This window comes from Mycobacterium sp. 48b (assembly GCF_048282725.1).
Classification (GTDB): domain Bacteria; phylum Actinomycetota; class Actinomycetes; order Mycobacteriales; family Mycobacteriaceae; genus Mycobacterium.
Window position 1 is genome coordinate 56,813 of the sequence record NZ_JBLVUL010000002.1, and the last position, 15,153, is coordinate 71,965.

The 15,153-nt window shown below is 63.8% G+C and carries 14 protein-coding genes and 2 pseudogenes; 5 read left to right on the forward strand and 11 right to left on the reverse strand.

The window, feature by feature from the left end; genetic code table 11:
• Window positions 1-11: 11 nt before the first annotated feature.
• A complete protein-coding gene (locus tag ACNQR1_RS36625; RefSeq protein ID WP_418024745.1) occupies window positions 12-1,379 on the forward strand; it encodes a glutamate-1-semialdehyde 2,1-aminomutase in 1,368 nt (455 codons plus the stop codon).
• Here the strand turns inward: ACNQR1_RS36625 and ACNQR1_RS36630 are convergent.
• The 4 genes and pseudogenes from ACNQR1_RS36630 to ACNQR1_RS36645 form a co-directional block, all read right to left on the reverse strand.
• The gene (locus ACNQR1_RS36630; protein WP_418011031.1) at window positions 1,356-1,658 is read right to left on the reverse strand and encodes a hypothetical protein; all 303 of its coding nucleotides are present in this window, start codon (window positions 1,656-1,658) and stop codon (window positions 1,356-1,358) included. The genes ACNQR1_RS36625 and ACNQR1_RS36630 overlap by 24 nt on opposite strands.
• A 117-nt stretch (window positions 1,659-1,775) precedes the next feature.
• The gene (rfbA, locus tag ACNQR1_RS36635; RefSeq protein ID WP_418011032.1) at window positions 1,776-2,642 is read right to left on the reverse strand and encodes a glucose-1-phosphate thymidylyltransferase RfbA; all 867 of its coding nucleotides are present in this window, start codon (window positions 2,640-2,642) and stop codon (window positions 1,776-1,778) included.
• A 242-nt stretch (window positions 2,643-2,884) separates the two neighbouring features.
• A pseudogene (locus ACNQR1_RS36640) lies at window positions 2,885-3,484 on the reverse strand (GDP-mannose 4,6-dehydratase); the annotation flags it as partial.
• Between the two features lie 31 nt (window positions 3,485-3,515).
• Complete coding sequence (locus tag ACNQR1_RS36645; RefSeq protein WP_418050641.1) at window positions 3,516-5,240, reverse strand: DUF4832 domain-containing protein; 1,725 nt, start codon at window positions 5,238-5,240, stop codon at window positions 3,516-3,518.
• A gap of 23 nt (window positions 5,241-5,263) precedes the next feature.
• Between ACNQR1_RS36645 and ACNQR1_RS36650 the strand changes: the two genes are divergently transcribed.
• The 4 genes and pseudogenes from ACNQR1_RS36650 to ACNQR1_RS36665 all read left to right on the forward strand — a co-directional run.
• Entirely contained in the window at window positions 5,264-5,713 is a 450-nt protein-coding gene (locus ACNQR1_RS36650; RefSeq protein ID WP_418050642.1) for a GGDEF domain-containing protein, read from the forward strand.
• A gap of 651 nt (window positions 5,714-6,364) precedes the next feature.
• On the forward strand, window positions 6,365-7,249 hold the full coding sequence (locus tag ACNQR1_RS36655) for a DUF6192 family protein (protein WP_418011035.1): 885 nt from the start codon (window positions 6,365-6,367) through the stop codon (window positions 7,247-7,249).
• Window positions 7,250-7,252: 3 nt separating this feature from the next.
• Window positions 7,253-7,666, forward strand: coding sequence for a hypothetical protein (locus ACNQR1_RS36660; protein WP_418011036.1), 414 nt, complete (start codon window positions 7,253-7,255; stop codon window positions 7,664-7,666).
• A 161-nt stretch (window positions 7,667-7,827) separates the two neighbouring features.
• Window positions 7,828-8,064, forward strand: a pseudogene (locus tag ACNQR1_RS36665) (transposase); the annotation flags it as partial.
• A gap of 505 nt (window positions 8,065-8,569) precedes the next feature.
• Here the strand turns inward: ACNQR1_RS36665 and ACNQR1_RS36670 are convergent.
• The 7 genes from ACNQR1_RS36670 to ACNQR1_RS36700 form a co-directional block, all read right to left on the reverse strand.
• On the reverse strand, window positions 8,570-9,397 hold the full coding sequence (locus tag ACNQR1_RS36670; protein WP_418011084.1) for a helix-turn-helix transcriptional regulator: 828 nt from the start codon (window positions 9,395-9,397) through the stop codon (window positions 8,570-8,572).
• A 955-nt stretch (window positions 9,398-10,352) separates the two neighbouring features.
• A complete protein-coding gene (locus ACNQR1_RS36675; protein ID WP_011768002.1) occupies window positions 10,353-11,756 on the reverse strand; it encodes an IS1380 family transposase in 1,404 nt (467 codons plus the stop codon).
• 90 nt (window positions 11,757-11,846) lie between these two features.
• The gene (locus ACNQR1_RS36680) at window positions 11,847-12,071 is read right to left on the reverse strand and encodes a hypothetical protein (RefSeq protein WP_418050643.1); all 225 of its coding nucleotides are present in this window, start codon (window positions 12,069-12,071) and stop codon (window positions 11,847-11,849) included.
• A gap of 685 nt (window positions 12,072-12,756) precedes the next feature.
• Entirely contained in the window at window positions 12,757-13,098 is a 342-nt protein-coding gene (locus ACNQR1_RS36685; RefSeq protein ID WP_368569479.1) for a hypothetical protein, read from the reverse strand.
• A 357-nt stretch (window positions 13,099-13,455) separates the two neighbouring features.
• On the reverse strand, window positions 13,456-14,457 hold the full coding sequence (locus ACNQR1_RS36690) for an alpha/beta fold hydrolase (protein ID WP_418050644.1): 1,002 nt from the start codon (window positions 14,455-14,457) through the stop codon (window positions 13,456-13,458).
• Window positions 14,458-14,475: 18 nt separating this feature from the next.
• Window positions 14,476-14,649, reverse strand: coding sequence for a hypothetical protein (locus ACNQR1_RS36695; protein WP_418011038.1), 174 nt, complete (start codon window positions 14,647-14,649; stop codon window positions 14,476-14,478).
• Window positions 14,650-14,654: 5 nt separating this feature from the next.
• Complete coding sequence (locus ACNQR1_RS36700; protein WP_368569487.1) at window positions 14,655-15,092, reverse strand: WhiB family transcriptional regulator; 438 nt, start codon at window positions 15,090-15,092, stop codon at window positions 14,655-14,657.
• Window positions 15,093-15,153: the final 61 nt, after the last annotated feature.

Genomic DNA, 15,153 nt, shown 5'->3' on the forward strand with positions numbered 1-15,153 from the left:
GTGATCGCCGCATGACAAGGTACCGGTCCTTCGAACAATCCAACCGGCTGCAGGCCAGGCTGCACGAGCTCGTGCCCGGTGGTGCACACACCTACGCCCGCGGATCCGATCAGTATCCCGAGTCGATGGCGCCGGTCCTGGTACGCGGTAAGGGATGCCGGGTCACCGATGCCGACGGCAACGAGTTCGTCGAATACGGAATGGGTTTGCGCGCTGTGACATTGGGGCACGGCTATGCGCCCGTTGTCGAGGCGGTACGCGCGGCGATCGCCGACGGCGTCAGCTTCTCCCGGCCCACCGTGCACGAACTCGCCGCCGCCGAGGACTTCCTGCGCCTGGTGCCCGGCGCCGACATGGTCAAATTCGCCAAGAACGGGTCTGACGTCACCACCGCGGCGGTCAAACTCGCGCGCGCCGTCACCGGCCGCACCAGAATCGCGATCTGTGACCAGCCATTTTTCTCCACCGACGACTGGTTCATCGGCACCACCGCCATGGCCAGCGGCATCCCCGACGATGTGGTCGCGCAGACCGTACGATTTCCCTACAACGACGTGGCCGCGCTGAAAGAATGCTTGCAGGACAACGACGTTGCCTGTGTCGTCATGGAAGCGGCCACCGCGACCGCCGAGCCAGGACCCGGCTACCTGGAGGCGGTCCGGGCCCTATGCAACCGCACCGGCACCCTGCTGGTGTTCGACGAGATGATCACCGGATTCCGATGGTCAGCTGGCGGCGCGCAGGCGGTGTACGGCGTTACCCCGGACCTGTCGTGCTGGGGCAAGGCGATGGGGAACGGCTTTCCGCTGTCGGCGCTGGCAGGCAAGCGGGAGTTCATGGAGCTCGGCGGTCTGCGCACCGACCAGGACCGGGTGTTTCTGCTATCCAGCACCCATGGTCCAGAGACCGCGTCACTCGCCGCATTTCGCGCGGTCGCCCAGGCGTACCGCGACGACGACCCGGTCGCCCGCATGGAGCGGTCAGGCCGGCGGCTGACCGAGGACGTCACCGCGGCGGCCCGGGAAGCCGGGTTGACCGACCACGTTCAGGTTGTCGGCCGGCCTTCGTGCCTCGTGTTCATAACCCGGGACGCCGAACAGGTTCCGTCTCAGGCTTACCGGGCGCTGTTCCTGCAGGAACTGCTGCACCACGGTGTCCTGGGGCAATCGTTCGTCACCTCAGCCGCACACGGCGATGACGACATCGACCTCACAGTCGATGCGGTGCGATCAGCGTTGCTGGTGTACCGCCACGCGATCGACGACGGGTCAGTCGCGGGCCATTTGAAGGGGCGCCCGGTGGCACCTGCGATCCGCCGCACGGCCTATCCCGCCAGCTGGCCGACGACTGAACCGTCACCGCGGGGAGCGGTGCGTTAATACACGATGGTCGGAGTGCGGCGGCGGTGGCACATCCACGAACTGATCGGGATCCACCGCCAGAGCGTTGACGCCCCGGATCAGCAGCACTAATGAACCAGTGGCCAGTACCGGCCAGGCGTCCCACACCCAGGCCGGGTCGAGCCGAGCTTGCAGATACCAGTACAGCGCGATGAGGACCGACCAGCTGCCCGCGGAGATGTAGAACCGGGCATCGTCGTTGGTGGACCAACGGGGGTGCGTGCGCAGCCGAAACCGCCAGCAACCCAGCGCAGCCACGGTGGCGGCTACGACGATGGTCGACGATGCAACGATAAGTACCCCGGGGTGTGCAGCGACACGCGACGCATCAAATGTAAAGCACGGCCCGCCGCGAAGGGAGCTCCGCCGCGGGAACTATCTGCCTTCAAGCAGATCAAGCAAATATCCTCCGTAGCCGGATTTCATCAAGGAGCGGGCACGCTCAGCGAGTCGCGCATCGTCGATAAACCCCATGCGCCACGCCACTTCCTCAGGGACGCCGACCTTAAGTCCCTGCCTGCGCTCCACGGTACGGACGTAGTCGGAGGCGTCCAGCAAAGAATCGAACGTCCCGGTGTCGAGCCATGCTGTGCCGCGCGGCATGACGGTGACATTCAGCTTGCCCTGATCTAGATAGGTTTGGTTGACCTCGGTGATCTCGTACTCGCCGCGTGTAGACGGGCGCAGCCCACGGGCGATCTCGACCACGTCGTTGTCATAGAAGTACAACCCGGGGATCGCGTAGTGCGACTTGGGTGTGGCCGGCTTTTCCTCAAGGGACACAGCAGTTCCGTCGGCGTCGAACTCCACCACCCCGTAGGCCGAGGGGTCGGCGACCCAGTAGGCGAATATCGCGGCCCCGTCGACATTCCCGAATTTACTCAGGCTGGTGCCCAAGCCCGGGCCGTGAAACATGTTGTCGCCCAGGACAAGCGCCACGGCATCAGTGCCGATGTAGTCGGCGCCGAGGACGAAGGCCTGCGCTAAACCGTCAGGTCTCGGCTGTATCGCGTAGCTGATGTTGACACCGAACGCCGCGCCGTCGCCGAGCAGCCGCCGGAACGCCGGTGCGTCGTGTTCGGTGCTGATCAGCAGAATGTCCCGGATACCTGCCATCATGAGCGTCGACAGCGGGTAGTAGATCAGCGGTTTGTCGTACACCGGCAGGAGTTGTTTGCTGACCCCGAGGGTGATCGGGTGCAGCCGGGTACCTGAGCCGCCGGCCAGGATGATGCCACGCATGCGCGCAGCCTAGTGCTGACCGGTGGGATTGCCGGCGCGGGGCCTGGACGAACCGTGGGTGTTCGTCCGGTTCGGCGGCGACCCAGCGGCCTGTACCTCGGAGGGGGGAATGCCGCCGCGCTACAGGTCGGACAGATTCGGCGTCCGGGCAACCACACAAGGCGCGCCTGTTGGCTTGGCTGGATGGCGACGCTGCGAAATACCCCGTACGTAGGTCGTCCGCGTAACTTGACGCGATTCCCCCCGCGCTCTGCGCATTGGGCCTCGACGGTGTCTTTGAGTGGGCCCCACTGGGATTCGTTGGCGCTATACCGGTCGATGGTGGCGTGAAAGCTGTTGCCGAAGTCGGCGTGCTCGAGTTTCCAGCCGAACGGGCTGCTGAGGGCTGACGGGTCGATCGCGTACCGGAGGTCGCGCCCGGCCTGGTCAGGTGACGTCGTCGAGATCACGCCCCATCAGGGTCAGGAGGGTCCGCAGCACCGTCAGGTTGTCGCGTTCGTTGTCGGTGCCAATGAGATAGGTGCGCCCGATCTAGCCCTCGGGAGGATGCGTGCCACACCGCGGCATTGTGGTGATCGATGCGGCTCCAGTTGTGGACGTTTGTCCCGGTGCCGTAGAGCTTGGGACGGCGGGCGGACAAGACGTTGGCGATCTGCCGGGGAATGAACTACTGCACGTGCTAGAAGGGCCCGTAGTTGTTGAAGCAGTTCGAGATCGTGGTCCGAGCGCCGTAGGACCGTACCAGCATGTCGGAGGCCGCCTTAGTGGCCGAATAGGGGCTTGACGGGTTGTAGGGCGTGGCTTCAGTGAACCGCACGAGGCTGCCCCAGTTCCAGATCGCCCAACGACCTTAGAAGATGTGCCCGGGCACGATCACGACAGTGAGATGGAGCCGATCGGATACGCACCCGAGCTGTCGCGCCCAGCCTGGGCTAAGTTCATCGGTTCCATGGTGAGCGCATTCGTGCCGCTGGACTTGTGCTCGTTCCACATCACCCGCGCGACCACTGTGTAAATACCGGCAGGCAGGCCCGTGGTGGGCAGACTTACGCTGTCGTCAGCGGTGACCGATGCGGGTTCCTGCGTGGTCGCCGTGTAGTTCTGCGTGGCGGCAAGGCTTTTCAGGGAGAGCTGGGAGTTGACGGCCTGACGTGACGCCCCCGACCTATCGCGCAATTCGTATCGGATCACCCAGTTGTCGTAGCTGGGCGCGCTGCCGAAATTGGCCCACCGGACCTGCAGCGGCACGGCGGTACCGGCTGTGGCGGTGGCGGGTAGGACCGCCGAGGTCATCGCATACCGGTACCCGCCGAACTTATTGGCCTTGGCCCACAAGTCGTAGATGGCGGCGGGCATCGTCGCCGAGTTCTCATACAGCGGGACCGTACTGGACAGCATCGACACGTGGTAGTTGACGGTGTCGCGGACCGCCTGATCAAAAAGTGCCTGTTCGCCGGTCGGCGCGAAGGTGCACCACTCGGTGACTACGGGTGCTGTGCGCCACCGATCGAGCAGCATGGGCACGATTGGGTCGCCGGACTGCACGTAGTACGAATATTGATTGACCGCCCAGGTTTGCGGCGGTTGGTAGACGCCGAGGCAGTCGGCGCGGACGCCGACCGGATGGGCGAGACCCCTGACCGCGGGGCTGTCCCGCATGACCTGTTTGACGATCTCGGGGTTCTGCGCGGTGGTCAGCACTTGGGTGTCGGGGAACGCACGCAGTGTCGCATTGACGATGCGGGCGACCGACGATTTGGTGATGTACTGATCCTGATACTGACTGTAGTAGCCGAGCGCGGCGATGCTGTCGGCTGGCGCGGGACCGGAAACGCCGAGCGTATCGCGCATGAACGCGTTGTGGTTCTCGCTGAAGTCCCCATAGCCCGACAGTTCGAACCATGCGACACGCTCGTCCTTGTTGTACCGGGCGCCCAGCGCGGTGACCAGCCTCTCCACTGCAGTCAGGTAGGCATCGTTGTTCCAGTTCGGCACGACGTAGGTGACGCCGTTGTGGTTATAGTCGGTGGTCGCTCCCGATATCGCGCGCAGCCAGTCGGGTACCGAGATGTCGGTGTTGGCCAAGTAGGATGCCTGGCAGCACGATGCGAACGCCATGACCCGGAAGTGGAACCGTTTGCCGCGTGCTGCGGCAGCCGCGATCGCGGTGTCGATCGGGGCGTAGTTGATGGTCGCCGCGCTGGTGGGCTGCAGATCCTTCCACTCAAACCGGGCACCCGCATCGAACGTGTCGGGCCACGCGGGGTAACTACGCTGTGCAGGCTGACTCTGCGGGAACAGTCCGACGCCGATGTTCTCGAACTGGCCGCGTTTCGGGTTGCTCACGTCGACTGCCGAATAGGGAACGACCGCGCCGAGGGCCACCGTGCCGGTGGGTGGTGTGGTGGTCGGCGGCGTCGTGGTGACAGCGCCCGGAACGATTGTCACCTTGTCCACCAGCAGATTCCGATCGCAGAATAATGATCGGTAGTCGTTGGTGTAGGCGATGCCGACGACGTGCGATCCGGCGCCGATGTTGGCGGTCGCCGCATAGTCTGTCCATGACGTGGCGGAGATTGTGGTGGAACCGATCGTCACGCCGTCGACTGTAGACCGCAGCGGTGTGCGACATCGACAAGTTCAAAAACCTCAACGACAAGAAGGGCCATGCAGCAGGCGACGCCGCGCTCATCTCGATGGCGCAGCGGCTTAAGTCACGGGCCGCGGGCGCCGAACTGACCGCCCGAATTGGCGGCGACGAACTGGTGCTCGTTGCCATCACACCGACCACCACGAGTACCGACACGCTGATCGCGGGGTTGCTTGCCCGGCTTGAACCGCTGACCCACCTCGACACGCCCGCTATGGCACTGACGGCCAGCGTCGGCATCGCCGCACACAGCACAGCTGATCGGCATTTCACCATCGACGATGTCCTCAGGCATGCCGACGCCGCCATGTACGACGCGAAACGCTCAGGCGGCGCAGCCTGTGCCCTCTACCGCGACGGAGTCACCGAGCCCACCGCAGACACGTTCCGCCGTTCGCCCCGCCCCAGCCGTCTCACGTGAACGGTGTTGGAATGCTCAGTCGGAAACTATCGCCCCGCGTTACGGCGGGGCACTTCTGCCCGGGCTGCGGCTCACCGCTGCGCGATGGGATGCGCGCGGACGCGGTGTACTGCTCGGCGGCCTGCCGCGCCCGACATTGGCGGTGGGTGCAGGTGAGCCGCTCCCGTGTCCGTGCGTTACGCGCCAGCGCGGCTCAGCGGGCGCGGTGCCCCGAGTGCGGCAACACGTGGGTGGCAGGCGTGGACCACCGTGCCGGCACCATCTATTGCTCGCCGCGATGCCGCACCCGCCGGTGGCGCCGTCACCGCGCGCAGTAATCGTTCGCAACATCCATCACCGTGACGCGTACACCAAACGCGTTTCTCTTCGTCTGCGATATATGCCCTGAACAGCCTAAATGCAGTTTGTGGAGGGCTTGTTCGACAGAGGATCTCCGCGCAGAATGGAGACGCCTGCGGTGGATATCCGTTCGGATACTGCATCGCCAGGCGTGAGAAGGTGATCATCGACAGACTTCGATCGTGCGGGGCCCGCTGGCGACTGGGGGCTTGCGGCTCGGTTCACCCACTGAGCGGCGGCGAAGGTGAAACACAAGGGCGCACGTGGTGGCCCGCGCGAACCCACTATTGGGATTCCCGCGAGGAGACAACAATGCCAACCAAGATTGGAAATGTGACCAAGGGTCGTTATGTACAACTGGTCGCTGAAGGCCGCGATTTAGTCGAACAGCAGTCCCGCTGTCAGTTCGCCTTGGGCGACCGTGCCCTGGAGATCGAACCCATGCGATCCCGCGGCGGGACGCATTCTGGCCCCAACGAGGAACCACTGAGCGTCAGCGACGCGATCGCCATGTACGCCGAAGACATCGGGGTAACATCCACAACGTTAATGGACTACCGGTGGGTAGCCTCGCGATGGCCCAAACGTCAACGCGTGAGCGGGGTCTCGCACTACATACACAAGGTGTTCGCCGGCCGCGACGATCGCTTCACACTCATCGCCACACCGCCCAAGAATCCGCGCAGCGGGCAATACCGCTGGGACACCGACGCCGCATGCCGAGTGGTGGGATGGACACCGCGTACGCCAATCACCAACCAGGAGAAGGTCAACCGAATCCATGACCTGACCAAAGATGACATGGTGGCCGTCTCGGTGGCCCGCGACTTACTCAAGCGGCCCGCTGTGGCATTCCGGGCAATGGGTGATCAGTCCGCCCGCCACGCCGTCAACAGCGCCCAGTTCGACCGGTCGCGCCAACAGGTGGTGTGCGCCCGCCAGCGCACCCCTGCGATCCGTACCATCGAGCACAGCATCGAATACCTCGACCTGGTCGGTGCCTGTGCCCAGTTCGTGGCCGCCGTTGGGCGCATCCTGCCGGGCATGCGGGGCCACGAATTCACCGCCGAGGAAAAAGACGCCGTACACCGCAACATCGGTCGGGTCCGCAGCACGGCCGACTGGATACAACACGCGTTAGACACCGGCGACGTCAGTCTCGACGAAGCCTTGGCAGAGCTGCTCAAGAACGGGTGAACCATGCCCGCCCGCATCCCTCGCAACGTCAAAGTCGAACGCGTGCGCCTGGCGCTGCTCGAAGCCCGTCCGAGCGGTTTGAACACCCACCAGCTGTGTGTTGCGACCGGTCTCACGATCAGTCAGGTACGCGACGGGCTCAGGGGGATCAGGGAATACGCTGCACTCGAACATCTGTCGCCGTTGATCTGGTCCCGCAAGGATGGGTACGTTTCGGCGCAAGATTCTGGTGACTGCATTGGCTACGAACGAATGCAAGTCCACACCGAACTGACCCGCATCGCCCGTTTGGTCACCGGAACCGTCTACCCCCACCACCAGTTGGCACCCGATGACGACTACGCCCGCCTGGTCCTAGACCAACTCGTAGGAGTACGCGCATCGCTAGAAGGGATTACCCGTCTGGCGGTCAGCTGACATGAGCCATCACGCTGCACCACACGACAACGACTCGGCCCGAACGCTCAAACCCAGGACGGTTCACCCCTTTCGATCCGGTTCTTGGGGACTGTCGGAATAACGGTGGATCTGGTCTTGGTCTGACACGCCGAGCGTGAGCTTGGCGGGAAGGACTGATGATGTCCGAAACACTCGAATCCGTGGCGATCGATGTGGATCAAAAGCAGCTGGCCGAGCAGTTGCTCGCCCAGGCCAAGGAACAAGGCGTGGAGTTGGTGGGCCCCAACGGCCTGCTCAATCAATTGACCAAGAACGTGCTGGAAACCGCGCTGGACGCGGAGATGTCCGAGCACCTGGGCTATGACAAGCACGACCCGGTCGGCCGTGGCAGCGGCAATTCCCGCAACGGGAGCCGGGCCGGGAAAGCAAGTCTGTAGGCGAGGGTTCTCGACGCCGCATGCAGCAAAGCTGCCGGGCAACAGCGGCTCACCACTCAACGATTCGATCCACGAATCCTCGTCGGTATCAACAGTCGCAAAGGCCCCGGCGGGCAAGCTCGGCCAACACCGTCGACTCCCAACACCGGACACCCCGTCACTAACACCGAAGCATGCCCCCGTGATGGACAACGAATCCAACCGCGCCTCCGATCCGGATTGCGAACCCATCGCACGGTTCGGTCCACGCGCCCGACGACACCAACTCATTGACTCTCAAATTCGTGGTCAAACTGGCGCCAGCAGCCGCCGCACCGACTCCGAATTTCGTGGTCAAACGACTCCCGAATCAGCAGTCAAAGTCAGCGTCTCGACTCGATGTCGTTGCCCATAGGCGTTGCGGCCCAAGCGGACGTGGACTTGGATGCCCAATCCGCCGCGGCGGTACCTGCCGATGCTCAGTTGCCCCGCAGAGTGCGTCTGTTCATGCGTTGCGGCGATAGCTGCTCGGCGATATGCCGACTCGGCTCTTGAACGTCGTGGCGAAATGACTTGGCGTCGAAAATCCCACCGCGATACCCACATCAGTAATCGACATGGTGGTAGTAATCAGCAACGTCTTGGCGCGTTGCATGCGGCGGTCGAGCACGTACTGATACGGCGTGGTGTGAAACGTAGCAGCGAAGGCGGTAGTGAACTCAGCCACCGGCATGCCGGTGAGGTCGGCGAGCCCGGCGATCGAAATTTCTGAGTCAAGGCCGTCCTCCAGATACTCCTTCAGTCGCGCCCGCGTCTGTCTGCTCAGCCCGTTGTGGCGCTGGACTCGGGCGCTGCCGCTGGCGAATTGATCGACCAGGTGCAGTCGTAGCGTTTCAGCCAAGGAATCGGTCAGCAGTCGCGCGGTGACATCATCACGGTCGATGACCGCGCCCATGCGTTCAATCAGCTGGTGCACAAGAGGATCCCGGTGCCTGATGCGCGAGGCCAGTTCCCGGTCGCCGAGCGTGGCTGTGGGAACGGTGAGTTCACAGAACTGCACCGTCTGTCCCTGTACCAGCGCGGCATATCGGTGCTGTGCGGGAATCACCCACACATCTCCGACCTGGGGCACAGTAGGACCCGAAGGACCGCGATCGAACTCGATCTCCATGGAATGCACCCGACCGCCACGATGCACGACGACGACGTGGTGAGGCTCTTCGAAGCACCAGTCCGTCGGTGCCGATATCTGTTCCGAAACGAACTTGAATTCGATCCCCTGCCCACAGGCGGCGGTGTTAGACAGCACGGTGCGCGGACTGCGGTCACGCATTCCGTCCCACAGGGAAGCCATGGTTGGCAGTATTTCGCAATCCGTTCGACCTGACATCTTTTGTGTGAGGAAGGTCGCTTCGATACTGGCAGGCCATGGTTCATTTGCCGACGATGCCCACCCAACATTGCCGACGTTCCTACGGGCGCGGTGCGGAAGATACCTCGGTAGCTGAACCGGCACGGCGCTACAGGGTCGCGACAGCGCAGGGGTGGAATCTGTCCGCGAGACCAGCGGTTAGCTTCATCAGCAATGCATCGGAGAGAAAAATCCGGTCGCCCCAACAAGAGCAGTGGGACGACCGGATGCGCACATCTCACGCCGCTATTCGTTTGACGCCGCCTCACAAATCTACTGTGGTAGCTGTGTTATCCGCTTTCGGTTTGCGCCGTGCAAACTTGCGGGAAAATCAGGACCGCCCCGGCAACAATCTTGGCAACTGTAGTTGACGCGTCCCCTCGACCTGGTGCAAGTCGCACTCCTGCGCCGCGCGGGGCCGAACCTGCGGAACGCATACCGCAGCGACGCGACTGCTGCATTTGCACCGCTTGTTTAGCTGCTAATACTCGCGGGCGAAGCACGTCAGGACTGCTGCCACCGAGTTCGCAACGGCTTCGGATTGCCTCAGGGCCGCCGCGAGCGGTCCACATATTGGCGTCGGTCGTTATTGCCCGGGCAGCATGGCGGCCCCGACCCCCCTACAGGGCCGCCACGCCACAGCTGTGATCCTGAGCCGCAGCTACCCGACCCGCTCGGTCGGGCTGTCGGTGTTATGCAGGTACCAGAGACCGTCGTCGTGCTTGAGGCAGTACCAGTACTTAACCTCAATCCGTGGACTGACTTGAGTGGTGTGGTTCGACGGTGATTCTGACGGCGGTTTGTGGGGTGGGCAGGATGTAGCCGCTGGTCTGCCCAGCTTTTCCTGTGTGCTTCGGTGGGGCCTGTTCGGCGACGGTTAGACGGTTGCGGTAGCGGGTGGGCTGTAGCCGATGGTGTTGCGCCACAGGGTGAGCCAGTGCTCGGTCCAGGGCCAGTGGCTGGGTAGGTGCAGGATGGGTCGGCGTTGCGGTCGGGCCAGCCGTGCCGGGACGGTGATGATCGTGCGTCGCAAGGTGGCTCCCCGGGCCACTGCGTGCGCTCCACCGGCAAGCACACCGGCGGCGCGCAGCAGATTGTGGGCGATGGCCCCGCAGAGCACCCACGCGGAGTTGGCGCCGAATTGCCCGGAGGGCATGTGGGCCAAGGGGCCGGCGATCAGGTCGGCGAAGACAGTTTCGATGATCGCGTGTTGACGGTGGGTGATGTCGGCGTCGGCGGTTGGTAGGTCGGTGTTGGTGAAGAACGGGTGATACCGCCAGACCGGGAACAGGGCGTCGCGGAAGCGCGCATCTTTGACCCGACGTACCACCAGTCGGGCGGTGAAGCGGTCTGTGGTGGCCGCGAATGCGGTGTAGCTGATTTCGGCGACTTCGGCATCAGAGATCCACTCTCCGGTGTCGGGATCACGCACCGCGCCCGGGTATTTCACCGGTGTCCACGCCGCGTCGTCGATGGCGTTGATGGCCCGGTTGATCGCGCTGTTGCGGCCCATGACCACCGAGAATTGCGCACCATGGCGTCGGCAGGCGCCGACGACGGCGCGGGTGCCGTAGGACGAATCGCCGCGGACCAGGATCTGGCCGGTGACCCCGGCCGCTCGGGCCGTGGTGATGGCCTGGGCGACCATTCGACCGGCTCCTTTACCGGAGCCGGTCTTGCCGGCCCGCAGCCGCATCCCGGCGATCACCGGCGCCGCACCGGGGGTGCTGATCGTGGTCGCCAACGGCGAGAGTCCTTTGCGCAGGACCTGCTTGCCAGCGATTTTGGTGTGTCCGTAGGAGGCGCCTTGTTTGGCATGGCCGTAGACCGGTCGTAGCAGGGAGTCGATGTCGATGAACACACCGCTGTCGGATCCGGGTAGCAACTCAACGCGCCGGCAGAGGGCGGCCAAGTGTTCGCGCAGGACTGATTCGAGTTGGCGTGCGTGTCCGAAGGTGAACTCCCGCAACAGGGTTCCGATGGTTGATGGTGCGTACACATCGCCGAAGAGTGTTTTCATGCCCCCGGCCCGGACGATGTTGAGGTCATCAATGCTGTCGGCGCCGGCGCACATCCCGGCGATCACCGTGGCCAGCTTCGGTGCCGGATTCGCTGACCCGGATTTGATCTTCGGCGCGGGGATGAAGATCTTGTCAGCCAACAGATTCGGCAGGCCGGTCTGCTCAGCCAGTGTCATCACCGGCACCAGTCCGGCGCACGACACGAGATGATCCTCATCGAAGACCGCCGACGACGCAGCGAACCCGTGGGACACTTGCACTGGAAGTGCCTTTCTTAACTGGCCTGATTGATGCGTAGAGAACACCAATCCTCCCAGCTCAAGGGGCACTTTCCTTATATCGACACCCACCTACACAGGCAATTCATCGGTGGATCGAGGCTTAAGGAACGCGTCGTCGTCAACGTTCTGCAGGTGCTGGTCGGGACCGTCCTTGATGCAGGACGCCTCACTTGGCCAGCTCCGCGGGATGCCGTTGGCATCGCGGACGACGACGTCATCGGCATGTGCGACGCCGGCGGCGGACAGCACGGCACCCAGCGCCAGCGCGCCGGCCGCGGCAAACCTCTTCAGCACGAGATCTCCTCACACTCGGGGCCGGGGCCGGGTGGCTCCGAGCAAACCAGGTGCAACCTATCGAGCGAACGTCGGGTTCGCTTTCAGAAAACTCCCAGACTTTAGGAAAAGCGCTCGTCCCGTGAGTTCGAGGAGCCGACGGACATCGCACATCATCCATGAAACTGCGCTCGCACTAGCCCTATCGACGGTTTGCAAACAGGCACTCAGCGTTCGCGGTGCCGGCTCATCGCCGTTTTCCTGCTGCGAGGACGACCTGGTCATCGCCGAATAGGGCGAGCTGGACCGGTTCCTTGCGGATCCCGGAGCTACCCCGTGACTTGCTGCGGGATTCCCTGTGGGCGACCTCGGCAATGGCCGCCTGAGAAATGGGTGACTCCGCGCTTCGCGGGTCGAGACTCGATTCGATGGCCAGCCGCATTGCGGGGGGTACGAGTTTCCAGTGCGCCGCACACATGAATCCGTCACACGGGGTGCCGCAGCCTTGTGCGTTGCATCTGCCGGGTCCAGCGGTGTTGTCGGACATGCATTCTCCGTATCGGTGCGTCGATCGGTTAGGGAACCAGCAGGGACTGGGTCAGGTGCCCCGGCTCAGGCTGTGCTGGCCCCGCGGGCAACTGGCAGGCGAGGACCTGGGCGCCGTTGGCATCAACGATTCCGAGGTCGGGCCTGACCCCTGCCTGGTTCATCTGAAGATGACCGATACCGGGAACGCGCCGGGCGTGTTCTCTTCGATGTTCTTGTGGGTTTCGGTGTTGCGGCTGGTGAAGCGCCATTGCGGCTTCGGTTCGATGGTGATTGCCCAGAAGTGATGTATGTCGGCGGCGGTGTGCTGCGCTTCCTCGACGTCCAGGCCGAGGATCTCGATGTCGAATTCGTTTGCCTGTCGGGCGAATTCTTCGTCCCTATCGTGGCCGTAGGTGTAGAGCATGTTGGCGTCTTCGTCATCAATGAAGATGTAGCGATGCTCGGCGTAGTACTGCGTGTTGAAGTCCTCGGCGGTAAGTGGAGGGTGAGCTGCGGTCATGGTTTCTCTCCTGTGGTTGTGTGCCGACAAAAGTCAGTTGCGGCCTTGCGGCGGAACGCGATTCCTTATGTCGGGGAGGTCTCGTCGGTGACCAACAGGCTCTTGATCGTGTCCCGCCGATGCTGGGCTGGCAGTGCGGCAATACACCCAACCCGTCGCCGGTCGAGTGTGGTGGTTGCGAGCTCGGCCCGCGGTGGCTGGCTTGGATACAGCCAGTCCTGGTGGCCCTGGCGGGGCATGGCGAGGTTTCCGTGGTGTCGACGTCGATGATCCAGCCACGGACGCCGACGCGGGTGGTTGCAACCGTCGTCGCCAAAGGTCTGAGTGTCGACACCATCGGAACTGGGTGTGCTGCGTTCACCGAACCTCCAAAACTCTTGGTGCACTGAATGTGTCAGTTGCACCGCGGTGGGAGTCGGTCAGTGTGGTGAGGATGGCGTCGACGACGAGTTGGGGCGCATCGTGCAGCAGCATGTGTCCCCCGGTGGCGTGGTGCAGGTGAATCGCGCCGGGGATGCCGTTAGCGAGGTCGGCCGCGTGAGCGGCGGGGGTGACGACGTCGTTTCCGCCGCTGACGACAACGGTGTGAGCAGTGATCGCGTGAAGATCGCTGTAGCGGTCGTAGTTGCGTAGGGCGGGCAGGAATCCGACTGCGGTGGCCAGCGGGGTGCGGTGCACTGCGTCGGCGGCCGCGCTGGCAAGCGCCGCGCGTTCTGTCCCGCCGAAGCCGGCGAGCCGGCTCAGGGTGTGGCAGGCGGGTCCGATCAGTGTTCTCACGGTGCGGTCGACGGCGCGGTGCGGTATGTGGTCGACGACGTGGGTGAGCGGGTTGATGACGGGGGTGGCCAGGAGTCGGCCGATGCCGCGTTCGGTGAGTCGGCCGGCGGCGGTGGCGATGAGCACGAGTCCGACGGGAACGGGTGCCACGCTCATCGCAACGTAGGAGAGCGCGGCCATACCTCCCATGCTGTGTCCAACTAGCGTGATAGCACCGGTGACGTCGAGCGTCGTGAGGACGTGGCCGATGTCGTTGGCGAGCTGCTCGATGGTGTAGGTGTGGATTGGTCCACTGGCGGATCGGCCGTGGCCTCGATAGTCGAAAGTGATGATGCGCAAGCAGGGTGAATGGCGGCGCAGCGACCGGATCTGGATGTTCCAGGTGCTCTGGGAGAGGCAGAAGCCGTGGAGCAGTACCACGGTGTGGCTGGCATGGCCGCGGGGCCGGTAGTCGCGTACCGCGAGGTCAACACCGTCGCCAGTGGCGATGTGGAGCTTATGTGGTCTGGCCTGGGCGGATTCCTGTTGGACCAGTTCTGCGGGAATGCCTTGGGGGACAATACTTTCGATGGCTATAGTCACGATGCATTCCCCTGCTTCCTACTCCGCTGCGCCCAGCGTTCGGCGCAGATCTGCGACCAGTTCTGGGTGTTCGACCCCGCACGACTGGCCATAGGCGGGCAGCGCGACCCGGGCCTGCGGGGCGGTGGCGTACTCGTCGAGAATGAAGTCCGCCGGGACACCGCCGTGACAGGTCGGGCGCTGATCGTCCATTCGGATCAGGCCGCGGAGGAAGTTGCCACGTTGCGCCGGTAGGCGACCGGTTCGGGCACAGCCGGCACGGGAGCGTTCCCGAGCTCGATGGGCCGGCGCCGCTCAAACTGCTCGAGCAACTGCACGTAGATCCGCTCCAGCTTGTGAGTGTGGTCGCCGGGAAATACCACCCCGCCCCATACGCCGTGGGTGGCGCGATTGGCGACGGCGTTGAAGCCGCAGCGGCCGATAAAGGGGCACCGGCGGCACAGTTTCGCCGCTCGGTTTCGGCTGCGGTTCTCGGAGAACCACAGATCGTTGTCGGGGCCGGGTTTGGTGATCGTGCACGGCCGCGGTTCGTCGGTCTCGAAAAGCCTTGTCACCGATGAGCCGGGGAGGTTGCCGGCGAGCCCTGAGAGCCGAGCCGCTGCTGGAAGCGAGTTGTCGCTGGTTTCGACGGTCATGGTTCCCCTCATTCCTTTGGCCCGTTCACCGCAGCGAGCGCGGTATATAGCGGGATATACC